34 protein-coding genes, 1 tRNA gene and 1 other RNA gene are annotated in these 24,377 nt (G+C 66.5%); 30 read left to right on the forward strand and 6 right to left on the reverse strand.

What is annotated here, in order from left to right; translation table 11 throughout:
- Positions 1-12 precede the first annotated feature (12 nt).
- The 21 genes from IEZ17_RS00355 to IEZ17_RS00455 all read left to right on the forward strand — a co-directional run bounded on the left by IEZ17_RS00355 (position 13) and on the right by IEZ17_RS00455 (position 9,906).
- Positions 13-360: a hypothetical protein gene (locus IEZ17_RS00355; protein ID WP_189295078.1), complete on the forward strand. Its 348-nt coding sequence runs from the start codon at positions 13-15 to the stop codon at positions 358-360.
- 9 nt (positions 361-369) lie between these two features.
- An RNA gene (locus tag IEZ17_RS00360) (hammerhead ribozyme type II) lies at positions 370-434 on the forward strand.
- A gap of 21 nt (positions 435-455) precedes the next feature.
- Positions 456-644: a hypothetical protein gene (locus IEZ17_RS00365; protein WP_189295080.1), complete on the forward strand. Its 189-nt coding sequence runs from the start codon at positions 456-458 to the stop codon at positions 642-644.
- Positions 645-710: 66 nt separating this feature from the next.
- On the forward strand, positions 711-1,253 hold the full coding sequence (locus IEZ17_RS00370; RefSeq protein ID WP_189295082.1) for an antirestriction protein ArdA: 543 nt from the start codon (positions 711-713) through the stop codon (positions 1,251-1,253).
- Positions 1,250-1,576 (forward strand): hypothetical protein, encoded by a 327-nt coding sequence (locus IEZ17_RS00375; RefSeq protein WP_189295083.1) that lies wholly within the window; start codon positions 1,250-1,252, stop codon positions 1,574-1,576. Before IEZ17_RS00370 ends, IEZ17_RS00375 begins: the two co-directional genes overlap by 4 nt.
- A gap of 17 nt (positions 1,577-1,593) precedes the next feature.
- Positions 1,594-1,869 carry a hypothetical protein gene (locus IEZ17_RS00380; RefSeq protein WP_189295085.1) on the forward strand — a complete coding sequence of 92 codons (276 nt, stop codon included), beginning with the start codon at positions 1,594-1,596 and terminating at the stop codon, positions 1,867-1,869.
- 70 nt (positions 1,870-1,939) lie between these two features.
- A complete protein-coding gene (locus tag IEZ17_RS00385; RefSeq protein WP_189295087.1) occupies positions 1,940-2,263 on the forward strand; it encodes a hypothetical protein in 324 nt (107 codons plus the stop codon).
- A 15-nt stretch (positions 2,264-2,278) separates the two neighbouring features.
- Positions 2,279-2,803, forward strand: coding sequence for a hypothetical protein (locus IEZ17_RS00390; protein WP_189295090.1), 525 nt, complete (start codon positions 2,279-2,281; stop codon positions 2,801-2,803).
- A 95-nt stretch (positions 2,804-2,898) separates the two neighbouring features.
- Positions 2,899-3,084, forward strand: coding sequence for a hypothetical protein (locus tag IEZ17_RS00395; protein WP_189295092.1), 186 nt, complete (start codon positions 2,899-2,901; stop codon positions 3,082-3,084).
- The gene (locus tag IEZ17_RS00400) at positions 3,081-4,343 is read left to right on the forward strand and encodes a DNA cytosine methyltransferase (protein ID WP_189295094.1); all 1,263 of its coding nucleotides are present in this window, start codon (positions 3,081-3,083) and stop codon (positions 4,341-4,343) included. The genes IEZ17_RS00395 and IEZ17_RS00400 overlap by 4 nt, the downstream gene beginning before the upstream one ends.
- A gap of 14 nt (positions 4,344-4,357) precedes the next feature.
- Positions 4,358-4,771 carry a hypothetical protein gene (locus IEZ17_RS00405; protein ID WP_189295096.1) on the forward strand — a complete coding sequence of 138 codons (414 nt, stop codon included), beginning with the start codon at positions 4,358-4,360 and terminating at the stop codon, positions 4,769-4,771.
- Positions 4,772-4,788: 17 nt separating this feature from the next.
- On the forward strand, positions 4,789-5,361 hold the full coding sequence (locus IEZ17_RS00410; RefSeq protein WP_189295098.1) for a hypothetical protein: 573 nt from the start codon (positions 4,789-4,791) through the stop codon (positions 5,359-5,361).
- Positions 5,358-5,519, forward strand: a complete 162-nt coding sequence (locus tag IEZ17_RS00415) for a hypothetical protein (protein WP_189295100.1) — start codon at positions 5,358-5,360, stop codon at positions 5,517-5,519. The genes IEZ17_RS00410 and IEZ17_RS00415 overlap by 4 nt, the downstream gene beginning before the upstream one ends.
- Positions 5,520-5,528: 9 nt before the next feature.
- Positions 5,529-5,855 carry a hypothetical protein gene (locus tag IEZ17_RS00420; protein ID WP_189295102.1) on the forward strand — a complete coding sequence of 109 codons (327 nt, stop codon included), beginning with the start codon at positions 5,529-5,531 and terminating at the stop codon, positions 5,853-5,855.
- Positions 5,856-5,990: 135 nt separating this feature from the next.
- A complete protein-coding gene (locus IEZ17_RS00425) occupies positions 5,991-6,758 on the forward strand; it encodes a deoxynucleotide monophosphate kinase family protein (protein WP_229851624.1) in 768 nt (255 codons plus the stop codon).
- Positions 6,759-6,806: 48 nt separating this feature from the next.
- Complete coding sequence (locus IEZ17_RS00430) at positions 6,807-7,046, forward strand: hypothetical protein (RefSeq protein ID WP_189295104.1); 240 nt, start codon at positions 6,807-6,809, stop codon at positions 7,044-7,046.
- Positions 7,043-7,474, forward strand: coding sequence for a PH domain-containing protein (locus IEZ17_RS00435; RefSeq protein WP_189295106.1), 432 nt, complete (start codon positions 7,043-7,045; stop codon positions 7,472-7,474). Before IEZ17_RS00430 ends, IEZ17_RS00435 begins: the two co-directional genes overlap by 4 nt.
- Positions 7,475-7,720: 246 nt before the next feature.
- Positions 7,721-7,993: a hypothetical protein gene (locus IEZ17_RS00440; protein ID WP_189295109.1), complete on the forward strand. Its 273-nt coding sequence runs from the start codon at positions 7,721-7,723 to the stop codon at positions 7,991-7,993.
- A complete protein-coding gene (locus IEZ17_RS00445; RefSeq protein ID WP_189295111.1) occupies positions 7,990-8,172 on the forward strand; it encodes a helix-turn-helix domain-containing protein in 183 nt (60 codons plus the stop codon). Before IEZ17_RS00440 ends, IEZ17_RS00445 begins: the two co-directional genes overlap by 4 nt.
- Before the next feature lie 35 nt (positions 8,173-8,207).
- Positions 8,208-9,467 carry a tyrosine-type recombinase/integrase gene (locus tag IEZ17_RS00450; RefSeq protein ID WP_189295113.1) on the forward strand — a complete coding sequence of 420 codons (1,260 nt, stop codon included), beginning with the start codon at positions 8,208-8,210 and terminating at the stop codon, positions 9,465-9,467.
- A 118-nt stretch (positions 9,468-9,585) separates the two neighbouring features.
- Positions 9,586-9,906, forward strand: a complete 321-nt coding sequence (locus tag IEZ17_RS00455; RefSeq protein WP_189295115.1) for a hypothetical protein — start codon at positions 9,586-9,588, stop codon at positions 9,904-9,906.
- Between the two features lie 438 nt (positions 9,907-10,344).
- Here IEZ17_RS00455 and IEZ17_RS00460 read toward each other — a convergent pair whose 3' ends face one another.
- A complete protein-coding gene (locus tag IEZ17_RS00460; RefSeq protein WP_229851627.1) occupies positions 10,345-10,572 on the reverse strand; it encodes a hypothetical protein in 228 nt (75 codons plus the stop codon).
- Entirely contained in the window at positions 10,565-10,972 is a 408-nt protein-coding gene (locus IEZ17_RS00465; RefSeq protein ID WP_229851630.1) for an ATP-binding protein, read from the reverse strand. Before IEZ17_RS00465 ends, IEZ17_RS00460 begins: the two co-directional genes overlap by 8 nt.
- Before the next feature lie 379 nt (positions 10,973-11,351).
- Here IEZ17_RS00465 and IEZ17_RS00470 point away from each other — a divergent pair, with 379 nt between their 5' ends.
- The gene (locus IEZ17_RS00470) at positions 11,352-12,638 is read left to right on the forward strand and encodes an NsdA family TPR-like regulatory protein (protein ID WP_189295117.1); all 1,287 of its coding nucleotides are present in this window, start codon (positions 11,352-11,354) and stop codon (positions 12,636-12,638) included.
- A complete protein-coding gene (locus tag IEZ17_RS00475) occupies positions 12,635-13,174 on the forward strand; it encodes a GNAT family N-acetyltransferase (protein ID WP_189295119.1) in 540 nt (179 codons plus the stop codon). The genes IEZ17_RS00470 and IEZ17_RS00475 overlap by 4 nt, the downstream gene beginning before the upstream one ends.
- Positions 13,175-14,815: 1,641 nt before the next feature.
- On the opposite strand, the gene IEZ17_RS00480 is transcribed toward IEZ17_RS00475, so the two are convergent.
- Positions 14,816-15,214 carry a hypothetical protein gene (locus IEZ17_RS00480; protein WP_189295121.1) on the reverse strand — a complete coding sequence of 133 codons (399 nt, stop codon included), beginning with the start codon at positions 15,212-15,214 and terminating at the stop codon, positions 14,816-14,818.
- A 643-nt stretch (positions 15,215-15,857) separates the two neighbouring features.
- Between IEZ17_RS00480 and IEZ17_RS00485 the strand changes: the two genes are divergently transcribed.
- The 4 genes from IEZ17_RS00485 to IEZ17_RS00500 all read left to right on the forward strand — a co-directional run bounded on the left by IEZ17_RS00485 (position 15,858) and on the right by IEZ17_RS00500 (position 18,988).
- Positions 15,858-16,277, forward strand: a complete 420-nt coding sequence (locus IEZ17_RS00485) for a hypothetical protein (RefSeq protein ID WP_189295123.1) — start codon at positions 15,858-15,860, stop codon at positions 16,275-16,277.
- An 81-nt stretch (positions 16,278-16,358) separates the two neighbouring features.
- The gene (locus tag IEZ17_RS00490; RefSeq protein WP_189295131.1) at positions 16,359-17,102 is read left to right on the forward strand and encodes an ATP-binding cassette domain-containing protein; all 744 of its coding nucleotides are present in this window, start codon (positions 16,359-16,361) and stop codon (positions 17,100-17,102) included.
- A 3-nt stretch (positions 17,103-17,105) separates the two neighbouring features.
- Positions 17,106-18,386, forward strand: coding sequence for a DUF7224 domain-containing protein (locus IEZ17_RS00495; protein ID WP_189295133.1), 1,281 nt, complete (start codon positions 17,106-17,108; stop codon positions 18,384-18,386).
- Entirely contained in the window at positions 18,383-18,988 is a 606-nt protein-coding gene (locus tag IEZ17_RS00500) for a hypothetical protein (RefSeq protein WP_189295135.1), read from the forward strand. Before IEZ17_RS00495 ends, IEZ17_RS00500 begins: the two co-directional genes overlap by 4 nt.
- A 68-nt stretch (positions 18,989-19,056) precedes the next feature.
- Here the strand turns inward: IEZ17_RS00500 and IEZ17_RS41850 are convergent, their stop codons facing one another.
- Both IEZ17_RS41850 and IEZ17_RS00515 read right to left on the reverse strand, forming a co-directional pair.
- Positions 19,057-20,250: a hypothetical protein gene (locus tag IEZ17_RS41850; RefSeq protein WP_229851631.1), complete on the reverse strand. Its 1,194-nt coding sequence runs from the start codon at positions 20,248-20,250 to the stop codon at positions 19,057-19,059.
- Positions 20,251-20,776: 526 nt separating this feature from the next.
- Positions 20,777-20,947, reverse strand: a complete 171-nt coding sequence (locus IEZ17_RS00515; RefSeq protein ID WP_189295139.1) for a hypothetical protein — start codon at positions 20,945-20,947, stop codon at positions 20,777-20,779.
- Between the two features lie 586 nt (positions 20,948-21,533).
- Here IEZ17_RS00515 and IEZ17_RS41855 point away from each other — a divergent pair.
- From IEZ17_RS41855 to IEZ17_RS00525, 3 genes are all read left to right on the forward strand, one after another.
- Positions 21,534-21,719: a hypothetical protein gene (locus IEZ17_RS41855; protein ID WP_229851635.1), complete on the forward strand. Its 186-nt coding sequence runs from the start codon at positions 21,534-21,536 to the stop codon at positions 21,717-21,719.
- An 824-nt stretch (positions 21,720-22,543) separates the two neighbouring features.
- Entirely contained in the window at positions 22,544-22,726 is a 183-nt protein-coding gene (locus IEZ17_RS00520) for a helix-turn-helix domain-containing protein (protein WP_189295141.1), read from the forward strand.
- Positions 22,727-22,762: 36 nt separating this feature from the next.
- On the forward strand, positions 22,763-23,944 hold the full coding sequence (locus IEZ17_RS00525) for a tyrosine-type recombinase/integrase (protein WP_189295143.1): 1,182 nt from the start codon (positions 22,763-22,765) through the stop codon (positions 23,942-23,944).
- A gap of 239 nt (positions 23,945-24,183) precedes the next feature.
- Here IEZ17_RS00525 and IEZ17_RS00530 read toward each other — a convergent pair.
- Positions 24,184-24,259 (reverse strand) — tRNA-Arg (locus IEZ17_RS00530).
- Between the last annotated feature and the right edge of the window lie 118 nt (positions 24,260-24,377).

Here is a 24,377-nt window from a genome sequence, read left to right on the forward strand (position 1 = left end):
CCGGAGACCAACATGACCAACGCAAAGACCCCCGAAGCCGAGAAGGCCGTCCGAAAGGTCGTCAACCGCCGCATCCGTGAGGGCAGCATGCGCCGCTCGGAGGCGAACCGCCTCGTCCGCGACGGACTGCCGATCATCCTGTCCGGCTTCGCCGAGGCCCGAATCAAGGGCAAGCCCGAGGCGGCCATCACCGCCGACCTCGAAGCCGCGCTCGCCGAGGCCAAGCAGCGCCAGGCCACAGCCAGGACCGCCACCCGACGTCGCATGGCGCTCCTCGACGTGTCCACCGCCGAGTTCGCCATCGCCGCATGGGAGGGCGTACGGCGAGACCTCGCCGCCCACCTGGCCTCCAACTCCTGACTGACGCAAAGGCGAAACCTCCGAAAGGAGGTCGGCGGGAGGTGGTTCCTCCCCCCTGACGATGCCAGCCCGCATCCTGCACAAGGAGTAGCACCATGACGCGAATCGGCCCCGTGATCCTCGACGCCCTGATGGTCGTCGCCCTCACCAGTGCCTTCTGGGTCCTGGTCGACGAGGACCCGAGCACCGTGCAGTTCGCGGCTTCGGCTGTCGGCGCGTTCTTCGTCCTGGAGGCGGTCCGGTCGCTGCGTCAGTACGTCGACCGCCGCACCAGCGAGCGCTAGGTCACCCCGTCGCCGGGCCGGGCGATCGGTCCGGCGGCCACATTCCAGATTCCAGCGAGGAGAAACATGCCCACCTTGTCCACCGCTGTACGTCCGAGCGTCTGGATCGGCTGCCTGGCGTGCTACAACGCAGGGCACCTGACTGGTAGTTGGTACGACGCCGACATAGCCAACCTCGTGACGCCCGAAGACCTGCACGGCCGATCCACCGACCACGAAGAGCTGTGGGTCATGGATCACGAGGACTTCCATGGCGCCCTTCAAGGCGAGTGCTCCCCGAGCGAGGCGGCAGAGATCGCCGAAGCCCTGCAAGAGCTCAGCTACGACGAGACCGACGGCTTCGCCGTCTGGGTCGCGGAGTGGGGGGACGGAGTCGAGCGCAACGAATGGGTCGACCGCTTCCGCGAAGAGTTCCGTGGCTTCCACGACTCCGAAGCTCACTTCGCCCAGGAATGGGCCGAGGACACCTTCGACGAGGAAGACAAGCAGCGCATGAAGCGCTGGCCCTTCAGCGAGATCGACTGGGACCGCGCCGCCGACGAGCTCTTCTCCAGCGGCTTCCACGCCGAGCGCGCCAGCGGCGGCATCTATGTCTTCGATCCGCGATGAACACCGAGCCCTGTGTCGAGTGCGGTGACGTGCCCGAGCTGCTCGACGAAGACCTGACCTGCGGCGAGTGCCGCATCCGTATCCACCTGGGAGCCACCGTCATGAAGAAGACAGTCAAGTTCACGGTCGAAGAGATCACGCACGGCGAGGTCGAGGTCGAGATCGACGTACCCGAGGAGTTCCTCGACGAGGACGGTGAGGTCTCCGACGACGACGCCCTTCGCGACTGGCTGGAAGACAACGAGAACGAGTGGTACGAGCTCGAACTCGTCTTCTGCGAGATCCAGTCGAAGGAAGTCGTGGAAGTCGTCAACACCTACTGAGCTCGCCGGAGAACCCCATGACAGACCGAATCAAGCACCTCGTCGGTGAGCTCAATGAGGCCATCGACACCATGCGCCAGGAGCCCGAGCAAGGCCGCTCCTGGTCCTGGGAGGACGAGCACGCAGCGGGCTTGAACCTCGCCGATGCTGCCGAAGCGCTGATCCTCGTGCTCCCCTCCGACACCTGGCCGGCCTCCTGGTTCAAGGAGGAGCCGAAGCCCGACGCGGACCGCCCGGTGAGTGCCTACGAAGAGCAGCTCGTCGCCGAGCTCCTCAACTACCTCGACTGCTGACCCACCCACGTAGCGGTGCCCGCCCCTCCCGTTGGAGGAGGGAGGGGCGGGCACCGCTGGAAGGATACCCATGAGCACGATGACCTGCCGCGACTGTGGCATCGGCCCCTACGGGGCCCAGCCCTCTGGTCTCTTTCTCTGCGACCAGTGCGGACACCTTCTCGACCTCGACACGGCGTACTTCGACCCCGCCGAAGTGGTGGTCGTGGACACGGACGGCAACCTGCTCCATTTCCTGAGCCCGTACGCCTGCCTGAAGTGGATGGACGACATCTCGGACCTCCCGACCGGCGACTGGGCCCTCGCGATGCAGGCGCTCGCACAGTTCAAGCGCGCAGCGAAGGAACTCGAAGCAGCACTCCGCGCCGGTCTGCCCTACTCCACCCCCGCCTGACCCATGAAGGACCCCATGAACCACGCGACGTACGCGTTCCCCGAGGGCGATCTCCACGTCACGGTCCTGCCGGCCGCGACGCAGGACGAGTACGTGGGAGGCGGGAGGGAGAAGATCCCGTACTCCCGCCTAGCCATCAGCTCCTCCACCGACGAGAACGGCGAGCCCGGCTTCGTCAAGATCCGGGGGCGCCGCTACCGGGTTGCGGCTCGACGCAAGCGCCTGCCCGACGCTTTCGTCGCCACCCAGGGCCGCTGGCGATGGGACAACGCCCTGCGCCGCTGGGAGTACACCAACGAGAAAGACCAAGAGGTCGGTTGGGACACGGCCGCAGCCAGGCGCCTTGGCCAGATGGTCGAAGAGGCTGCCGAACGTTTCGAGGCCGAGTACCCGGACTGGCGGTGGATCAGCGAGCGCCTGGAGCTCGAAGGCGACCTCCGAAACGCAGAGGCGCAACGCGGGAGGATCTGCGACGAGCTGCGGAAGGCAGATGCCCAGATCTCCCACCTGCACACCCGGATAGCTGCGTACGCAGCCTGATGCACCTGTAAACCTGTAACCGGCCGCCCCTCCTGCGTTGGAGGCAGGGAAGGGCGGCCGGGTGCACTCCACCCCTGTCTGATCAGCGAAGGACCATGAAGCAATACGTCTGGTGCGGCCCCTGTGGGCAGTCGCGCATGTACGCCGTGTCGAACGGCGAGTTCTCCTGCCCGAAGTGCGGCGCACACACCGACCCTGACCTCGACCTCATCCTCGACCCCGGCGAGACCTGGGCCGTCGACCCTGAAGGTCGCCTCTACGGCAAGGCGAGTACCTCGTGAGCGCCGTAGGGCTGGCCGACATAAACGAGGCGCCCGATGCCCCGTGGCTCACGGAAGCCTGGTCGCAGGAAGACCTCGAAGCCGTAGCGGCCCCTTGGCCCGTCCGCTGGCTCTTCCCGCCCAAGCCGGGCGATCCTGATCGCGTCGTCTATCCCTTCAGCGGTCCAGGTGGGCTTGAAGTCGGCATTCGCGATGTGCTCGGCCACAACCTCGACATCATCGGGATCGAGCTCAACAAGGACGCAGCAGCGACCGCCACCGCGGCTGGGTTCCAGCGCATCGTCGCCGACGTACGGACCCTCGACCCGCACCACCCCGCCCTGCGCTGGACACGCGGCCTTCTGGTCACGGCCCCGTGCCAGTGCTGGACCCCGGCCGGCAAGCGGGCCGGGCTCGACCCCCGCAACCAACAGATCTTCCTCGACATGCTCACCTGTGCGTGGGAAGCCACGATCGGCGTTTGGGAGGAAGACCAGTGCGCCGACGACTGCCCGAGCGACTGCCTTGACTGCCCGTACGGCTGGTCCGGCCCCATCTACGGGCTCGACGAAGTCCGCGCCATGGCAAAGGACTTGACCGACGAACGGATCGGTCTCCTCGCAGAAGTCGTGATCTGGGGCCTGGCTCTGTCCGCTGTGGGCGAGGACTTCCGGTGGATCGCGATGGAGCAGTCCAGCGCCCTGCCCGAGGTCATCATCGAGGGCATCCGTGACGAGTTCCGGTGCGCCGACTGGCTCTCGGTGGACTTCCAGGTCCTCGACGCGGTCGAGTACGGACTCGCCAGCCGTCGCAAGCGCGCCTTCATGCTCGCTGCCCGGCACCGCTACCTCGACACCGCCCGCACCAAGCCCGTAAGCGACCTCCCCACCACCACCGCCGCGAAGGCCCTCCAGTGGCCCGAGGGCATCCGCGTCAACACGAGAGGGGTCAGGAAGACGGCGGGCGGGAACTGCTGGTCGGCGGACAAACCTGCAACGGCCATCACCTCCAAGATTCGCGGGTGGTACTGGGAGAGCGACCGGGACCGCCGCTTCTCCCTCGACGAGGCCGCCCTCCTGGTCGGCTTCAGACCTGGCTACCCGTGGACCGGCTCACGGTCGAGCTGCACTCAACAGATCGGCGATGTGGTCGCCCCGCCCATGGGCGCCGTCGTGATCGGCAGCCTCCTGTCCCAACCGTGGGAGGACTGCCTCCGGCAGTACCTCGCCGACATCTACAACCACGCACCCGCCCAGCCCGAACACGCGCTCGCCGCCTGACGACCCGAGAGACCATGCGCGCAAACCTCCTGCTCATGCACTACGCCCGAAGCCCCCTCGGCTGCCCCGTCTGCGAGGCAGACCGCCTCACCTCCATGGCCGACGCCCGCGCTGGCATCTGCATCGCATCCGGCGTAGCGATCGACGACATCGACCCCGCCACGGGCTACGACCACTCCCGACGCGGATACGAACGGGTCCGCGCCTCCTGGATCGACCTGATCCGCCAGCACGGAGCCAGCGAGTTCCACGAGATACGTGACATCGCATGGGCCCGCGGCCTGTGGGCCGACAAGCGCCCCGAGTTCGTCGAGGGCGACGACTGGCTGACCGAAGCACTCGACGCTCACAAGGAGTTCATCGCCTCACTCGGCCGCCCATGCCGACGAACGAGCTGCATTGTCCACTTCCCCGCACCGACCCTGTGACCTGCACGGAGCGCAATATGCACGACACCATCGCCATTACCCAGGACGGCCGCTTCCGCGTCCGGCTCGTCCCCGACGAGGACGCTCGCAACCCCCGCGAGGACTACGACCACCTCGCGCACGTGATCACCATCGACACCCACCTCGGCTACTACGCCCCCATCGACAAGGATGGCGGACCGCTTGCCGACGCCTGGAACCGTATGAGCTGGAACCGCTGGAACGGCATCGAGACCTTCACTAGGTGGGCCCGTATCTACCACGGCGCCATCGTCATCGAGTCCCGGCCCGCGCGGGGGCCCGTCTCCCTCTGGTACCTGATGGGCGACGATGCCGAAGACCTCGGCATGTTGCCGGAGGCGTACCTCGATGCCGAGCGCGAGGAGTACGAGGCGTGGGCCGAAGGCGACGTGTACGGCTACATCGTTGAAGAGGCCGTGGACTGGCTTCGCGCCGACGATGACACCGAGACCCGCTCCACCTGGGAAGAGGTGGACTCCTGCTGGGGACACTTCGGCCACGACTGGGCCACCGAGGCAGCCCGACAGGCCCTCGCCTTCTACGCCGCGAAGCAGGCGGTACCCGCATGAGCTCCGGACACCTCTCCTGCCCGAAGTGCCAGTCGGCCGGCATCCGCTTGACCGTCCGAGAGTGGGGCGTCTGTGAGAACTGCCAGCACGGCGGCATGTGGAGCGAATTCATGACCTGCGACTGCTGGGGCTACGACTGCCCCGACATCACCAACTGAGAGGGACACATGCGCAACCACACCGAGACCGTAACCCTGTCTGACGGCGCCACCCTGCGCGTCCGTACCGAACGCGGCCCCATGGGCGACGTGATGCTCCACGAGGAGAACGGCAACAACGGGAACGGCGGCGGCAGGATCTACTGGCGCACCTCCCGCCTCTACCTGATGTTCGGAGACAAGGCCATGCCGATGGAGAACCCTCGCTTCGAGAACGCGGACACGATCGCCGAGGCCGCCGAGATGGCCCTCGCCTTCTTCGTCGAGTGCGCCGAGAACTGCATCCAGCACGCCAAGGCCGAGGGCATCCCGGTCGAGCACTGCTACACAGCTTGATGTAAACCTGTGACTTTGAGAGGAGAACGACACGTGACGAACCCCCAGCAGCAGAGGTACGACGACTTCGCGCAGTGGGTCATCCAAGCCAGCGCGAGAGCCGGGTTCAGAGTGGACATCCGGCGGTCGGGCGCGTTGCAGCGCCTCGCCGGGGCAGTCGGTACGGCCCAGTCCACGGTGCACCGCGTGCTCACCGGACAGCGCGTTCCGGCTCATCGCTTTTGGCCGGCATGGGCGGCTGCCCTCCAGGTCGACTACGCGGACTTCGAGCGGCGGGCGCAACGCGCACTGTGCGGCGAGGCCGGGCCACGGCTGATCGCTCTCGGCGGTGTCGACAGGGAACTCCGAGCCCCGCGGCTCATCGGCTTGTCCGGTCCTGCCCGGTGCGGCAAGGACACGCTCGCCGAAGCATTCGTCGAGGCCGGATGGGCGCGCCGCGCCTTCGCCGACAAGGTCAAGGACTTCCTCTACGGCCTCGACCCCTGGCTCCCGGACGATGAGGTCAACGGGTCTTTCCCGCTGGCCGAGGAGGTGGACCGGTACGGCTGGGATCGGGTGAAGGACGAACACCCCGTCGTTCGGGAGTATCTCCAGCGCTGCGGCACAGACGCCGGCCGCCAAGTGCTCGGCGAAACCGTCTGGGTGGATGCCCTGTTCCGCGACTTCGGGTCGTGGGGCCCGACCGTCATCAGCGATGTGCGGTTCCCGAATGAAGCCCAGGCCATCAAGGATCGCGGCGGCCTCGTCGTCAAGATCCATCGGCCGAAGCAGGTGTTGATCGACGGAGCTGATCACATCAGCGAGAACGCGCTCAAAGGCTGGGACTTCGACGCGATCGTGATCAATAGCGGCACCGTCGAGGACCTGCGGAAGTCCGCGGAATGCCTTCGGCGACCGCTGTAAACCTGTGACTGATGTGTTAACGTGTAGCAAGAACGGAAGGGGAGACCATTGAGTCAGAACGACGCGATAGCCGAGGTACGGAGCATCGTCGACGACATCGAAGCCTTGTATGCCGGCCAGGAAGCCGAGCTGGACCGGCTCCGCGACGAGGACGGCGACGTACCGAGCGAGAACCTCTACGAGTGGGACCGCCTCCGGTACGACGTCCACGGAGAGCAGGACGCCGACATGCTCGGAGAGGTCCGCCGTCGCCTGCGCGGGCTGATTGAGTCCCAGGCGGCTGCGTGAGGATCACTCCCCGCAAGGAGGAGGTCGCCGCTGTGGTGGCGCTCTTGGAGGACGACACCTTCGATAGCGCCACCCACCTGGCCAAGGCCGTCATCAAGGAGGTCGGCGAAATCCTCCAGATGCGGGACTGGATTGCTCTAGTCCACACCTGGAGCGATGGAACCCGCGGCCTCAACTTTGCCCCCTTCGCGAGTGAGGCCGAGGCGAAGACCTTCGCCTCGAAGATGGCCTTCGGCGGCACGGGGCGGCTGGTGAAGCTCAACTCACCGGGAGCGATGCTCGCCAACACGGATGGCAAGAAGGGGTGGAAGGGCTACTGCTTCCACCCTGAATGCGGCCACGCGCCCTTCACCCACTCCATCGCCAGCGCCGCGCGAGGCGCCTGCCACATCCCTACCTGTCCCTGCACCAAATTCCAGTCCGCGTAGAACAGAAAGCCCCACCAGCATGAAGCCCGTCGAGTGGCAGACCTGCGAGTGCAGCTCGAAGCGAGGCTTCGCAGACCGACGTTCCGCCGAGAAAGCGCTCGGCAGAGCACAGGCGAAGCGAGACCGATCCGCAGAGCGCCAAAGGGTTCGCCGAGGAATCGCCCGCGAGCACCGCATCTACCGATGCGATCACGAGATGTACCACCTGACCAAGCAGAGCCGACGCGACTACCTAGGAGCCGCCGCATGAAGCCCAGACAGAAAGCCCTCGACAACGGCTGGGGCTGGGTCCTCGGCGTCAGCGGCCAGGAATGCCGCGTCTACTCGAAGCCCAAGGCGGATGCGGACGAGCTCCTCAAGCAGCTCGCCGAGCAGCTCGGCGTGAGTGACCCGGCCCAGACGCCGGCCAAGGTCCGCGAGATCCAGCAGGACAGGAAGCGGGCCCTCGCGTCGGCGGCAACGGCGTGGGCGACGGTGCACAACCTCACCCGTCCCGAATCCGGTGAGGCGGCGGCTTGACGCAGGGCGGGAGTAACCGGCTTCTGACGCCGGAAGAGGTGGCCGACTGGCTGAAGGTCAGCGAGATCACCGTCAAGAACAAGTACCGGACGTGGGGGTTGAAGGCCCAGAAGGTCGGCCGCCTCCTGCGATTCCGCGAGCGCGACATCGTCGCCTACCTCGAAGACAACTACGGGTAACGGCACAGCCCTGCCCCGGCAAGAGAGAGGGGCCCATGGCTACCGTTTTTCAGAGGTGCAAGACCGACAAGAGAAGCCCGCTCTACCCCTGCGAAGGCGTGCGCTGCGGCCACGACTGGACCGTCAGGTACAGGGAGCCGGGCGGGCGCACGGCTCGGCAGCGTGAAGAGTCCTTCACCAAGAAGACGGCGGCGGACAACTTCGCCAACAAGATCGAGAACGACAAGAGCGTAGGGACGTACATCGACCCTAACGCGGGGAAGATCACCGTCCGGGCCTACGTGGAGGACTGGCTAAGTCGCCGCGTGATCGGGGACTCGACGTACTCGAACTACCGCGGATTCATCGACAAGCACCTGATACCCCGGCTTGGCCGCAAGACGATGGCCGGGGTCGCGAAGCGGGACATCGAGCACTTCAAGGCGGCCATCAGCAAGGAGCTCGCCGCCAGCACGGTGTACGACCGTATGAAGATGGTCAAGCACGTCTTCTGGTCGGCCAAGGAAGAGAAGGTCATCCAGGAGGACCCGACCAAGGAGGTGAAGAACGCCCCCGGCAGCCATGCGGTCGACGAGGACGAGATTCCCACCCTCCCTGAGGTCCGTCTCCTTCACGAGCACATGTCTCCGCAGTACAAGCTGACCGTCTGGCTCCAGGCCGGGGCCGGGCTGCGGGTCAGCGAGGCCCTCGCCTTCCACACCGGGTGCCTCCGCGACGACGTGATTCGTGTGCGCTGGCAGATCAGCTCGAAGGCCCATCGGGAGGACTGCAAGACCCGCCTCGTGCCGCTCAAGCACCGCGAAGAAGGCGAGTATCGCGACGTGCCAGCCGCGCCGTTCGTCTGCGACGAGATCGACGCCCACGTAGAGCAGTGGGAACCGATCCCGCTCACCTTCCAGAACGCGGCGGGGAAGGCGCGACAGGTCGAGGTGTACTTCGCGCCCCGCGAGCGCGGGAAGGGCGTCATGCCCACCGCCAACACCTACACCTACCACTTCAAGAAGGCGTGCAGGCTGGCCGGGCTCGTGGACGCCGAGGGGAAGCCGAAGTACCACCCGCACTCGCTTCGCCACTTCTTCACCTCGACCGCGCTGGCGGCCGGCATCCCGATCCACGAGGTCTCCCGCTGGCTCGGCCACAAGTCGATCAAGACCACCGTCGACATTTACGGCCACCTCGTCCCCGAGGCGTGGGACCGCTGCCGTGCCATCATGCAGAAGGCCATAGGGCCGGTGCCCGTCGAGGTCCCGAGCGAGGCCCTGGAGGAGTCGTCCGAGTATGGCCCTGCGGCCTGAGCCGGATTGTCACTCCTGCGCACAGTCCTGACGCATTCGGGTGACCTTCGTTGATGCGCACTCTCTGACGGGCAGACATCGATGGGATCAAGGTCGTGCCGAAGTGAAGGAGTGAGACGTGGTAGGCATCCCGGGGGAGCACGAAGTTCTGGTCGAGGAGTTGCAGCAGGGGATCCAGCAGGCAGTCCCTTGGGAGCACTTGGAGATCACGCCGGAGACGCTGAAGGCTCACGAAGGACAGGTGAGCGGGTTCCTTCGCGAACAGTGGGAGCAGGGAGCGCTCAAGGGCAGCGCTGCTCAGGAGGCGTTCTCCGTCCAATGTGATCAGAAGAATAATCCGGCTGCTGCTCGGGCCGGCGTCGTGCGGACCGATATCGGCATCGCTCCGACGCGCCCTAGTGAGTTCGTGTTCTTCACCATCAAACAGACCACTGCGTGAGGCCGCAGGTGGCGCCCCCGACTCTGGGGCGTGCTGGATCCCTCACTACCGTGCTGGATCTGTGCTGGATGCGATCTTCGTAGAGTGCGTTTCCGCAGGTGACAGCTCTGCACTCGACGTTCCGGTTCAACGTTTGACGCGTGACATAGCATCGATGTAGCGATCTGGCAAACATGCAGGTCAGGTGGGGCCGGCCCTAGATGGGGTCGGCCCCGTTGTCGTGCCGGGTGCTGGATCCGTGCTGGATGGCCTGACGTATCGTCAGTTGTCATCATCCCTGTTCATCCGTACCGTTGCTGGATCGGGGCTGGATGTGGCTGACGGTTTGCCGGCTGGATCGCGGTCCTTCCGAATACGGATTCCGTCGTGGACGGGGCGCTGTGGGGTGGTTGGGGCTTGAGCGGGGAGCGGTGGCGCCGTCGCCTCCATGTGCTCCACTCACGGCTGCGTCCACTCGCCGCGGCGGCGGATAACCGCGATCGATGAGACTGCGGACAGAGGTACGGTGCGGTTGCGTTCCCCATCCGCACCGCCGCCATAGAGAGGACGCAGCGTCCATGCGGCCGTCGGTCGGCCTTTGCCGGCGATGTCGTGGACAATCCACTTGGAGTCGCCGGACTCGGCGTAGAGCACCAGATCACCCACACCAGGCAGCCGATCATCCACAGGGCACCTCCAGCTCAGCCCACATCCGTTTTCCGCCGAGCACCCGGTCGGCGCCCCAGCAGGCAGCGAACGCGTCGACAATCAGCAGGCCGCGGCCGTGTTCGTCGTCATCATCGGGCGCCTGTGCGTGGGGCCGGACGGGGGAGCTGTCGGTCACCACCAGGCGCACGCGGGTCGCGGTGATCCGTGTCACGGACACCCCCACGGCGGCCGTGTCGGTATGGGCCACGGCGTTGTTCATCAGCTCTGACACGACGCTTTCGGCGGCCTGGACGATCGAATCCAAGCCCCAGGAGGACAAGGCTTGCGCCACCTCGTGGCGGGCGCGGGGCACCGCCTCTTCGCGGGCCGGACAGCGCTCCTGGTACCGGGGCGGCCCGAGCACCGTCATCATCGTCATCGGCTACCTCCCAGCTCGGTGCAGATGGCCAGCCCCTCGGCAGCCCAGCGGCCAAGATCACCGTGGACCTGGGCGAACGTGTGGGCCCGGACGCCTATCGGTCCGGGTTGCATGGCGGCCAGCGCCGTGCTCCTAGTCGTGCTCGTGCTGTGGCGCTCTTGGAGTTGTGTAGTCATGACGCGGCCTCTGATCGCGGGTCAGGAGATCCCCGTCCATTCCACCCAGGGGGCGAATGCTTGGACGGGGCCATGCACATCACCTAACGGCACAACGGAGTAAGCCGGTTAGGGCGTTCACGCGCCTATCCAGCGCGCTCCCGTAGGGCGATTTGGCGACCCGTTTACCTTGCTGAATGGCACGCCGAAGCTACGGTGCATGGATGGACACTCCGCGAAATCTCGTGCTTGCGGCGTGGATGGACGAGCACGGATATAGCGCCAACGCGCTGGCTGACGCGGTGAATACAGCCATCGGTGACCTCACCGGAAAGGTCGGCGGCCTGGACGGCTCATCGGTCCGGGACTGGAAGGCCGGACGTGTCCGATGGCCAAAATCCGTGACCCGGGCCGCTTTGAAGAAAGTCACCGGACTTCCCGCCATCGCCTTAGGCTTCGTGCCTCGCAGGCGCACCCCGCCCAGCGCCACGGCGCCACCGCAGGAGGATCTCGACATGCACCGTCGCACCGTCCTTGCCGGAGTCTCGGCTGCCATCGCGGCGGCAGCAGCTCCGCCTGCCGCTGCGATGTCCCGCATCGGTACCAGCGACGTCGAACGGCTGCAACGCCGGTTCGCTGAGATCATCGCCAGCGACCACCGCCACGGCGGCCGGCTCACCATCGAGCACAAGGCGGCCGCCCTGGCGGATGAGGCCCTGGCCCTGCAGAACTCCGGCAGCGCGAGCCAACGGGTACGCGGGCAGCTCTACGGCTGCGCGGCATCATTCCGGTCCTCTGCTATGTGGGCCGCGATCGACGGGCGCCGGTTCGATGAAGCGATCGCGCATATGCGTGAAGCTCAGGCCCTCGCCGAGATGGCAGCCGATCCCGCGATCAAGTTCCGAATCTGGTCACACGCCGGCACGCTGTACCGGCACATGGATTGCCCTGCCGCAGCGCTCGCTGCCAATGACGTCGCCCGCGGGCTGAACATCAACCGCCGAGACCCCCTGTTCGCCTCCCTCGGCCTGGCACGACAGGCCGCCATCCACGGAGCCGCAGGAGACCGCGCCGCCACCCACCGCGCCATCGCCCAGGCCCAAGCCGCCATCGACCGCGCTGACACCGACGCGTACCGGCCCGTGTGGCTGACCGCCTTCTACGACCAAGCGGAATTGGACTCTCTTGCCCTCTCCGCCTACCTTGCGCTCGGCGAGTGGGAGACCGCGGAAGCCCACGGGCACCGCTGCCTGACGGCCCTTCGCCCCCACATGCACCGCTCAAAGGCCATCGCCACAGCACGTGTTGCCCGCGCACAACTCGAACAGCGCGAGGCAAGCACGGCCGTGCGGACCGCCATGGCAGTTCCCGCCGATGCGGCTACCCGGCACCCCCGTGTCGCCCGCATGCTGCGCAAGTTCGGCATCACCATGCACACCGTCGCGCCGGGCAGCGCAGCCGCCCGCATCTGGGACGAGTACGCTCACGACACCTGGAAGGCCACCGCATGACCACCTCAACCACCAGTGAACTACGCCACTTCGGCACCCTCGCCCCCGCCCGAGAACATCTGATCCAGGTCTATGCCGACGTCCGCGCCGACCTGCTGCACCTGCCGAACTACGCTGTCAGCGCCTTCACCGAACGGCTCGACCGGCATGGCGCCGAACCCGGCTTCGCGGCGGTACTCGCCTACGAGCAGGGCGAGCCCATCGGATACGCCTACGCCAACACCATCACCAGCAGCGACCGGTGGTGGAAGCGCATCACCCCAGCGCCCGCCGACGAGTACACGGCCCCAGGGGCCGTGGCGCTCAAGGAAATCGGCGTCCGCGTGCCATGGCGGGGCACCGGTACCGCCCGACGCATCCACGACGCGCTTCTCACCGAACGAACCGAGCCCCACGTCACGCTCATGGTCAACCCGACGGCCGGCGACGGGAAAGTACACCGCCTGTACGAGAAATGGGGATACCGGGACATCGGCCACAGCCAGCCGTCCCCTGAGTCCCCCGTGCTGGCTGCGATGATCCGCGCCACCCACTGAACTGGAAGACGCCATGGCGGCCTGTGCCCACACCCCGACTGCGAATGTCTTTGCCCCCATGGCAGGCGCTCCGAGGCCCTCATCGCACCGCACGCGGTAAACGAGCAGCTCAGCGCCGCTGCGAGCCACCCGGGCCCGGCCCGAAAGGCCCTTGGCGTTTCCCCCGTCGGTTCGGGGGCCGTTTCCCCCGTCGTTTCCGTGTACACCCTTGGATACGACACCCCCGCCCCACCCATAGCCACAGGTCATACATGCTGCGAGCCACCGCAGGCGGGCCCGCCTGTATCTCTGTGCAGCAAAGCATCCCGATCTACCTGTAACCGGCCCCGGGGCGCCTGCGGGCCTCACGCACATGCCGGCACCTGGCCTCCGTGCCCTAACTTCCAAGACATTCCGTTCCTGCTTGTGGGTGGCTAACTGAACAGTGCTGAAAACTTGGAAGCGCGGCGAAGCCCAGGCGTAACGGAGGTGACGTTGCGTCATGGGATGACGAATCACGTTCCGGGCTGGAGCAACGGGGAGCCGGTCGATTGGGGCGGTCGGGAAGTCAGGTGACGCCTTTTCCGGAATCGCCCCTGGCCACAGTCAGGTTGGCGGTCAGCGGGACGGCTACGCGAGCGGCGCTGCGGGCCGCTCCTCGGGGCGGTGCACGGGCGGCGGGTGGGGCGGTTGGTCTGCCGGTCGGGTTCTGTTCGGTGTGGTCGGTCCGCGGGGGGCGGGGTTCGTTCGGTCGTGGACGGTCGGTCGGTGTGGTGGTTTTGGGCCGGTTGGGTGCGGTGGGTGTGGTTGAAGCTGAAGCGCAGATCGTTTCGGAACCGTCAGATGCTTATGGGTTGGGCCGGTGGTGGGCGGCCCGGGCGGTCTGGCCGGGGACGACAGCGGACCGTAGGTCGGTGTCTGCCGCCCGGATCCCGGGGTGGTGGCGGTTTCGGGCCGGGGTGCGGGCTGCGGGGCGCGTCGTCGGCAACGTCGGGCGTTGCGGGGCAGGGGCGCCCGTGCGGGGCAATGGGGCTGAGCTCAGGTTCCGGGATGGGGCCGGTTGTGCTCTGCGATGGGGTTGCAGCGGGGCGGAGCGGACGAGGCGAATGTTTGCCGGTCGGCGGGCGCAGTTGCCGATAATCGGGGTGAGGACCGCGCAGGGGCTGGTCGGTCAGTTCGGGTGCGCCGACCGTCCCGACCGCACCGGGCGGATCAGACGGGGCGGTGTGGTTGGTTCAGTTGAGGCGGTAGGCGATGGTGCGGCCGGAGGCGGCGATGCTGTAGGCGGGCGGGCGGGCGGGGTTGGGGAGCCCAACCGATCCGTTGGCCGCGACCTTTCCCGCGCTTTCATGAGGGGGTGGGCCGCAGGAACCCAGCTCAGCCTCCCTCCGACCAGGGCGATACGAGTCTGCGCGCACCTCTGCTGTGCTTCGTATCCGGAACCATCGCATCACAAGTGGGGCCGAATGCCTGAACGAGGGTGGTCGCGCCTGCCGGGGGGTGCTGTCCTTGCAGGCCGGCACCACCCGGCCTGACGCTGGGTCCGGCTTTTGGCGCCTTCATGTTCCGCCGTCCGCTCAGGCATCGCTCACGCACGGAAAGCGCAGGCGGGAAGGCCCGCAGCAGTCGTGCTGCGGGCCTTCCCGTGGCATGGCTTGGGCCTCAGTACCGAATTCCAACACTCTTGACGTTCAGAGTGCCGCCGTAGGTCAGCGAACTCAGCGTGAAGTAGTAGTCGCCCGAGGACTGGGAGCCCCACGAGGACGTGTTGCAGTAATTCGTCCGGGTCCCGTGATCCTCGTCCGGACCGAACACGTCCTTGTAAAGAGTGATGCCAGCTTCACCGAAGCCGTTATCGCTGTCCGTCGAACATCCGCTGAACTGTACGGACGTGCTGACACCATCAGTGGCGTTGTCCGTCCAGCGGCTCGATTCACTGTTGATGTGCCAGCCTGAGATGTATGTGGTTCTGCTGCCTTCGGCGTGAGCCGGGATGGAACCTATGAATCCCAGGGCTATGGATGCCGCGACAATTCCTGCTGCTCGGCGGCCTGTCTGCATTATTGACTCGCTTCCCCCGCATTACACGGTCCTGAGCTGGTTGAAGTAGCCGAAGAGAATGGAACTTCCTGCTCTCCGGTAGTGACCACCTACGTGATCTCGATGCGGAAATTAGCAATGACTCTTCTTGTCCAGCAAGACCATTTCCTGTTCGCGGCTGGTTTCTGTTCTTCCTCAGTAGTTGCACCTTGATCAAGCGACGGGCTGCCCGATCCGAATAACCCTTGCGTCAGCGGCGTTTACGCACCTCGGCTCGGCGGCTTCGTCTCCGTGAAGCCCCTGCGGGGGATGGCTAAATTCCGCCCCTGGTATGCCTCGCGCCCACTGTTTTGGGACGGATGCGTTCCGTTTTGTGCGCCGGATTGCTACACCGCGCCGCCGACATCTCCCTGGCTATTCGACGACTTCAAGCCATCCTGGCTTGCTGGCGTGATGACGCTTCAGGAGAGGCGCCACCTGCTGGCGCCGAAATCTCGGGGGCTACGCAACTCGGATCACGGAAGCGCAACACTCCATGTTGGCTCAAAAATTCGAATCTGGGTTGCCGGTTCACCGGCTGAAACCGCATGATCCGAGCCACGCCCCAGCCGGTAGCGGCCGCACCTCCCGGTGTGTGGTGGGGGAAGAGCAATCAGGGGGAAAGATGCGAGTTTCGCGCGTGTCTGGCGCTCTTGTGGCCGGCGCACTTGCCACGGTCGCCTTCGGAACCGTTCCGGCCCATGCAGAGGGCAGCAAGACGACGTACATCTCGTACTGGGCCACGGGTGCGGAGTCCAGCCGGTGGCATGACGGTGACAACGACAACACGAGCACGACGGTCCGATTCCAGAACTGCACGACGGCCAGTTCGCCGGGCACTCGGACCAGCGCAGCGGTCTCGGTGTGGAAGGATGTCTTCGGCCCTGATGAGAACAAGGGCTCAAAGGGCGATATTTGCAGCGCGACGAAGTCGTGGGGGGTCCTTGCGGAGGGTGACTACTACTTCAGTCTCGATGAAATCAACGGAACATCGGGGCCGGGAACCTTTCACCTCGACGCCAAGCCCGTCACGATGACGTGGTAACTCGACGGTGATGAAGTGTCGGCCGGGAGCGTGAAAATGCTCCCGGCCGTCCTTTGTTCGGCTCGCGAAAGCAAGGATGGCATGTCTCTGCAATTCACTCGGTGTTCCTTCCAGTACGGTCGGAAGGTTCCCGTCCTCAACCGGCTCGATCTGTCCATCGAGAACCGGGCCACTGTCCTTCTCGGGCCGAACGGTGCGGGGAAGTCGACGCTTATGGGTATCGCCGCCTCGTGGATCGCCCCTTCCGAGGGATCGGTCGCATGGCGAGGTATCGATCCGGCGAAGTCGGCATCGCGTGCGTCCTACCGCAGAGCAGTGGGTTGGCTTCCGCAGAACGTCAAGCCGATGCCCGGGCTCACGGTACGGGAAAACGTCGCCTACATCGGCTGGCTGAAAGGAATGTCCCGTTCTGAAGCATGGGACGCGTCACGGGATGCCCTGGAACGCGTGAAGCTGGGCAGCCTTGCGGACCGGAAGAGCCATCAGCTCTCGGGTGGGCAGCTGCGGCGGATGGGAATAGCCGGAACCCTCGTCCACAGCAGTGAGGTTGTGCTGCTCGACGAACCGACGGCAGGTCTTGACCCCTCGCAGCGGCAGATCTTCCGCGACCTGGTGACGCAGTTGCTGGCCGACATCCAGGTCGTGATCTCGACCCATCAGACCGAGGACCTCGACACGATGTACGACCACGTCGTCATCCTCGACAAGGGGCAGGTGCGCTTCGAAGGCGACACGGACGGCTTCCTAGCCCTCGCCGCCACAGGTACGCCCGAGGGCCGGCGCGCCGAAGCCGCCTACACCCAGTTGATCGCCAAGGAGGTGTGAGTCGTGCTGTGGCGTACCGTTGTGCGTTCCTCTTCTGCCACGTGGCTGGCGCCCCTTCTGGCCGCCTTCGTCGCACTGCTGTTGTCGGACGACCTCACCGCGGGGGTTACTCACGGCTATTGGCCCAGTGCGCTGGGGCAGGCCAACTTCGCGCTGCACTTCGTGGCCCCGGCGTGCGCCACCGCCGGCGCATGGGAAGGCTCTCGCGTCACGCGCGGCAACGTGGCGCACTGGGCCCCCACCCGCTCCGGACTCGGTATCGCCCTGCCGCTCCTCGTACCGGTCTTCGTACTCGGCGCATTCGGTATGGCGGTTGCAGCGGCGCTGACCATCTCCACGGGCCAGCCTGACATCGGCACCCCGCCCCTGGGCATGGTCCTGGTCTGGCTTGTCGTCCTCGCGGCCCACTCATTCGCGGGTTTCCTGCTCGGCAAACGTCTGCCGGTGGTCGTAGCCGCGCCCTTGGCCCTGCTCCTGAGTTTCGTGCTGACCGCGTACCCGGCGGCGATGGAGCCGCTGTGGCTGCGCCACATGGTCACCGGCGGCATGTCCGCGTGCTGCTCCCTCGCACAGACGCCCGACTGGCGCGCGGCAGCGAGCGCACTCGTTCTGGCCGTCGGCGTCATCGCAGCCGCGGTGGTGGTCTTGACCGTCCTGTCCCGGCGAGCACGCACCGTCCTGGTCGGCATTGCGCTGGTGGGCGGTCTGGCCGGCAGCGGATGGCTTGCCTACGGACTGCCCGCCGACCCCGTGAACGCCCGTCCGGCCGATCAGCTGCAGTGTGCCGGGGACAACCCCCGGGTGTGCCTGTGGCCGGAGCTCTCCGGGCAAGCCGACATGATCCGTGAGCACGCCGCCGACGCGCGCAACCGCCTCCAGCAGGCCGGCCTCACCGTTCCCGCCGAACTCACCATGGAGAAGCAGTCCACGCAAGGGTCATTGTTCATCGGTGCCTGGCCCAAGCCCACTCCATCCCAGGTGCGTGCCGGAGTCGGTACGGCTCTGCTGCCCTCCGAGCCGCCCGCCTGTGCCACGTCCGGACCCTTCCCCGGTGCCGACGCCTACGCACCGACCGCCGCGTGGCTCGCCCTGACCGCAGGCGCCGATCCCCAGGACGTAGCCAGCCGTTACGGGGAGCCTGAGAGCACAGTCGCCACCCACGTCCGGCAATTGCCCCGGAACCAGCAGCTCGCGTGGTTCGAGCGAAACAGCAAGTCATTGCACAACTGCACGACCCACCCAGCCCCGGCACCCTCGCCCCGCAGCCAGGAGACCACGCGATGATCTGGTGGCTCAAGGCCAAAGGCGCCCCCGTAGTTGCAGCGGCCACGCTTGCGGCATACCTCCTCGCCATCCTGGTGCGCCAGGAAGCCATCCCTGTCCCGGCGGTCGTCGGCGCTACCGGACAACTCCTGGTCACCCAGATCCTGGGGGTCGTGCCCGTCGCCCTGCTCCTCCACGGCATCGACCGAGGGGACACCGTCACCGAGGAGGTCGCGCTGCGCCACGCAGGGCGGCGCAACGCGGCACTGTGCGGGGCATTCGCCCTGCTGGCCCTGCTGCTGGCGGCCCTCGTCCACCTCCTGTGGGATCGACCGGAAGCCCTGTCGCTCGCCCGCAACTGCGTCGGCTTTCTCGGCAGTGCCCTCATCGTCCGCACCATACTGGGCCCCGGCATCGCCGCGATCTGCGTAGCCGCACTCCCCCTGGCCTGTGCCGCCGCCGGCCGCCGCCCAGGAGGCTCCGCCCAACCGTGGGCATGGCCCATCCAGGAGCCCACCTCCTACCTGGGTGCTGCCGAAGCCGCCTTCCTCTTCGCCGTCGGCTGTGCGCTCGTCCTGTGGCGGAACCGTCCCGCCCTCGACCCCCTCGCGCGCACAGCCTGACAACGCCCTGCTTCCCCAAAGGACTTGCTCAAGCCCAGTCTGAGAAACCAGACCGGGCTTGCCGTCTTTCACAGGGTGCGTCCGACCGGCCCTGCCACCGTGGTCGCCGTAGCCACTCGCATGACAGACACAGAACCGAGGGCCGCGATCCTGGAACAGGTCGCGGCCCTCGGGCCGTTCTTCGCCTTCGAGACCCACGACGAAGGATCGGCCGCCATCGATCCCCGGCAGCCCATGAGCGAACTGGTCCAGGATCCCGAGGTCTTGCTGGACCGCGTGACTGGAGGGTCGGGGCGGGCCTGATCATCGTTGCCGGGCTGGCTGACCTCCTTCTGGGCGGCGGATGCCATGAGGATCGGGTGGACGTGGACCTGGGCCGCTGCGGCCGGGGCGGAGGCGGGAGGGGTGGTGTGGCTGAGGTATTGCAACCGCCCGCCCAGGACGTCGCTGCTTGAGTCCACCCTGCCGTGCTGGGCGACGAATGATGGAGCCGACTCCGCCGCCTCAGTGCTGGTGGACGCAGCAGCGTCGTCAAGCAGACGGTCGTCCGTACCGGAATGGCGGTCGCCGTGGTGCCAGGTAGCCCGGGCCTTGTGGACGCCTACCTGAGGAGTGCCGTCGACAAGGCGCACCACGCGGGCTGGCTCATCGCCTCGCGGGTTAGGGCGTCTCTTCGGCGCATGCGGTGACTGCCTTCTGCAGGCCGGTGAAGTCGGTCTCCAGTGGGCTGAGGCGCTGCAGACTGGACAGCCTGATCGTCTTCTGGTTCGGGCACTGCTCGTCCAGGACACGGTGGCCAGGACGTAGAAGGTCCACTGGTCGAGGTCCAGGGGATCGAGGGTCTGCTTGTTCTGGTGGTGCAGTAGGCAGAAGACGTACACGTCCGAGCGGCGCAGTACGTCGGCCGAGGTCTTGCCGGTCTGGGCATCCCAGCCGGAGGCCGGTGCGATGGAGAACGAGATCTCCGACAGCTGGGACTGTGCCCACGACTGCAGGTATGCCGCCGACTTCACCTCGACGCGCAGGTCCTCGGGCGTACGGATGTCGACGGTGTCCCATTCGGTGCGGGTTCCGGTGGCGGCGCCGAGGGCCGTGGCTACGAGGTACTCGGCCAGGACACCGCGCAAGGTGTTGTTGGCAAGGTCGGAGCAGGCCCAGCTCCAGAACTCGTCGAGCCTGCCCACTGTTTCACCGCGGGCTCGTATCGGCTTGCTGCCACTGCGGCGTTCGATGATCAGCGGGCCAAGACCGGGGGTGCTCATAGTGTCTCCTGACGACGGTCTGGGGCGAGTGATGCTGATCCTGACAGCAGCGACTGACAACGGGGTTGGACTCTGAGCGGAGCATGGGCCGCGACCGCTGTACCGGCGTGGGCGAGGACGGCTGCTACCCGGGGCTTGCACAATGGGGCGGTGTCCTCGCAGTGATCAGTGGTGTGGTGCGTGTGGTGTTGACGGTGCCGGCGTCCGCCGTGCGGTAGCCAGATGACCGCTGGACCAGTTGGTCGGGAGAGGGGCGTACGCTCGGCTCCGGCGCCTAGGACGGCTCCCAGTCCTTCATCGCGCCGCATGCGGTGAAAGCGCAGCTCAACGCCGCTGCGAGCCACCCGTCCCCCGTCTGAGATGCCCTTTGGCGTTTACCCCGTCGTTTCGGGGGCCGTTTCCCCCGTCGCTTCTGTGTACGCCCTTGGATACGACGCCCTCACCCACCCGTAGCCGCAGGTCGTGCATGCACCGAGCCACCCGCGCGCGGGGGCGACTGTATATCTGTGCAGCAAAGCATCCCGATCTACCTGTAACGGCCCCGGGGCCTGCGGGCCTCACGGGCGACTCCGATGGCGGCGAGTTTGACGAGGGCGTTGGCGTTGGCGATGGTGCCGGAGGATTTCTCGATGACGCGGCTGATGCGGATGGCTGTGAATGCCTCGCCGGGGTGGGCGTAGAGGTGGTCGATGGCCATCTGCCGGAGCGCTCCCGGTGCGAGCCGCCCGTTCTCGCCCGGTGCCGGTTGGGGCGTCGTCGGTTGCGGCGCGGGGCGACACCGTCCTTGGTGTGTACGCGGGGTTCGGCCGCGTCGTCGCTGTCGTGGTGTTTGGCGTTCTGCGGTGGGTCAGTGTGGGGGCTGGTTCCAGGTTTGGTGGCGGGCGAGTTGGGGGCCGGTCCTTGAGGCGGTAGGTGGGTGGTACGTGGGCGGCGGGGTTGGGGGCGGTCGGTCGGCTGGTCGGGTTCTGTTCGGTGTGGTCGGTCGGCGGGGGAGCAGGTTCGTTCGGTCTGGGGTGAGCGGTCGGTGTGGTGGTTTTGGGCCGGTGGTGGGCGGTCTGGGCGGGGCGGCAGCGGGCCATAGTCGGCGTCTGCCGCCCGGATCCCGGGGCGGTGGCGGTTCAGCCGGGGTGCGGGCTGCGGGGCGCGTCGTCGGCAACGTCGGGCGTGATGGAAGCCGGGGCGCCTGTGCGGGGTAACGGGGCTGAGCGCGGGAGGGGCGGATGTTTGCTGGTCGGCGGGGGCGGCTGCTGATAGCCGGGGTGAGGTTGCACGGGAACTGATCGGTGAGTTCGGTCATCCCGATCGCCCCGATCGCCCCGATCGCCCCGATCGCCCCGATCGCCCCGATCGCCCCGATCGCCCGGTCGGGGCGGTCGCACCAACCGATCCGCTGGCCGTGGGCGGCAGCCTTCCCGAAGTGTTCATTGGGGGTCGGTGTGCTGGCGCTCCGCCGAAGGGCGGTGGGCTGAGGGAACCCAGCTCAGCTTCCCTCCGATCAGGGTGAGCCGTCCAATGCCGGAGAAGACGGCAGCTGGCCTAACAAGGGACCACCAGAACGGCCAGGAGGAGCGCGAGCGACAGGAACGGGCGTTCCGATGCATGATCAAAGTGGCCTGATCTCCGAGCCGCAATGCAGCTGCCGTTACGCCACTCGGGATCGAAATAAGAAAAATCTGCGCTGCCAAAATTCGGCCAGTGGAGAGGTGGATCGGCAGTAGCTCGCTGGTGGCTCGGCGCTGGCTCCCATACGTCTGAGCTGGAGAAACGTGACCACATGAACAGTTCTGCCGCGGACGGCAGCCACGTTTTCCTGCTTCCTCGCGCGTCGAACATTCGCAGTGGCGATGACAATTTCGCTCGTCGGTTTCTCTATTACTTCACGTCAGCACCAGACGGATTCGGTCCCTTCTCCCGGGCGCCATCTGCCGATGCCCGCTGTTCCGCCCTGCCCTTCGCCAGCTACGCGACCTCGTAACTCCACCCCGTACCGACAACCATCTGCCCTCTGTCCCCGACGAGTTGCACCCTGCCACCGGCTCCCGAGCCCGTGCTGCGGGAGTGGGCGGTCTAACGCGTCCGGACCGCGGTTCCTGCCGATCAACTGGCGAGTGGCGGCCTCTCCACTCCCGCCCAACTTCATCGTGCAAGACCGCGGCCTTGACAACATGGCCGAGACGGAGCGTCCATCGTCCACGCCCGGTCCGGCAGCCGGGCCGGCACCACGCCATGCACCGCTGCCCGAAGCCCCGAGCACGAGGGAGATCACCATGCATCCGCACAGGGCGGTGCGCGCATGACGCGAGGTGGAAGCAACCGGCTGCTAACCGTGGAAGAGGTCGCGGCGTGGCTCAGGGTCAGTGAGACCACTGTCAGGAACAAGTACCGCGCCTGGGGGATCAAACCCCAGAAGGTCGGCCGTCTCCTGCGGTTCCGCGAGCGCGACATCGCGAACTACCTGGAGGAGCACTACGGGTGAGCCCCAGTGCTCGCAGAGAGCAAGGAGTCAGCTTCGATGGCCACCGTCTACCAGAGGTGCAAGAGCGACAAGCGGAGCGTCAACTACCCCTGTGAAAAGCCCCGGTGCGGACACGCGTGGACGGTCCGCTACCGGGAACCGGGCGGCGGCGAACGTCAGCCGAGCTTCGAGAAGAAGTCTCAAGCCGACGCTTTCGCCGAAAGACTGCAGCGCGATAAGTACGAGGGCCTCTACCTCGACCCCAAGCGCGGAGAGATCGGCCTGCGCGCCTACGCCACGGAGTGGCTACAGCGCCAGATCATCAGCGACTCCACGTACCGCAACTATGAGAGCTTCCTGCGGATCCATCTGCTCCCTTACCTGGGTGGCAAGACGATCGCGGGTGTGCAGCGAAGGGACATCGAGGCATTCGTCGCGGCGCTGGGGAAAAAGCTCGCCGCGAGTACTGTGTGCGACCGCATGAAGACTGTCACAAGCCTCTTCCAGACCGCGATCAAGGAGAAGAGAAGGGCGGATGACCCCACTGAGGGCATCAAACTGCCCCGCAGCGCGACGCACGCGGTCGACGAGGACGAGATCCCCACGCTGCATGAGGTCGATCTCATCGCAAAGCAGATCTCACCCCAGTACCGGCTGACCGTGTACCTACAGGCCGGTGCAGGTTTGCGGATCAGCGAGGCCCTGGCCTTCACCACCGACTGCCGTCGATCGGACTTCCTGCGCGTGCGCCGACAGGTCAGCTCGAAGGCGCACCGTGACGACTGCAAGACCCGCTTCATCCCGCTCAAGCACCGGGCCGAGGGGGAGTACCGGGACGTTCCCCTGCCCGCCTTCCTTGCCCAGGAGATCGACGCGCACCTGCGGGAATGGGGAACGGTAACGACGGCGGGTATGGAGGTCCTGTTCGCGCCACGCGACCGGGGCAAGGGCACCATGCCCACGGCCACGACCTACGCCTACCACTTCCGGAAGGCCCTCAAGGACGCGGCCATCGTCAAGCCGGACGGGAACCCGAAGTACACCCCCCACGGCCTTCGTCACTTCTTCGCCTCGACCGCCCTCGCTCACGGCATCCCGATCCACGAGGCCTCCCGCTGGCTCGGCCACAAATCGATCAAGACCACAGTTGATGTCTACGGCCATCTCGTCCCCGCCTCATGGGACCGCTGCCGGGCCGTGATGCAGACTGCATTGCGGCCCGATTCCCCCACGTCGTAGCCGGTCGGGGACGGTGTCAGGCTGGTGCTGGGGGCGACCGTGCGGTGGCGGCCCGCATGCTGGATCGGAGCTCGACGCGACGATGGTTCGCCTGCCGTATCGGGGCGCGTCCGGTTGGGGATTGCGTTGTGGATGGGCTGGGGCCTGCGGATGTCGGCGACGGACCGGCGTGGAGCCCGCAACGCTGTAGGGCTGGTGGTCGAGGGAACAGCATTGTGTGCTTGGCCGCAGGCGCGGGGCCTCGGCAGGAATCGAACCTGCGGCCAAGTGCTTAGAAGGCACCCGGTGGTTAACGGCGTGATGTGGCTCTGACCTGCGTCGTTGTCTTGATCTGACAGGGGACCGGGGCAATTTCCTGGGTTTGCGGGAAAGTCGTCTGCACTCTGAAACTCGCCAGCAAAGTCAGTCAGCAGATGCAGCAGCGGTGAGACTC

The organism is Streptomyces albospinus (assembly GCF_014648695.1).
In the GTDB taxonomy this organism is placed as follows: domain Bacteria; phylum Actinomycetota; class Actinomycetes; order Streptomycetales; family Streptomycetaceae; genus Streptomyces; species Streptomyces albospinus.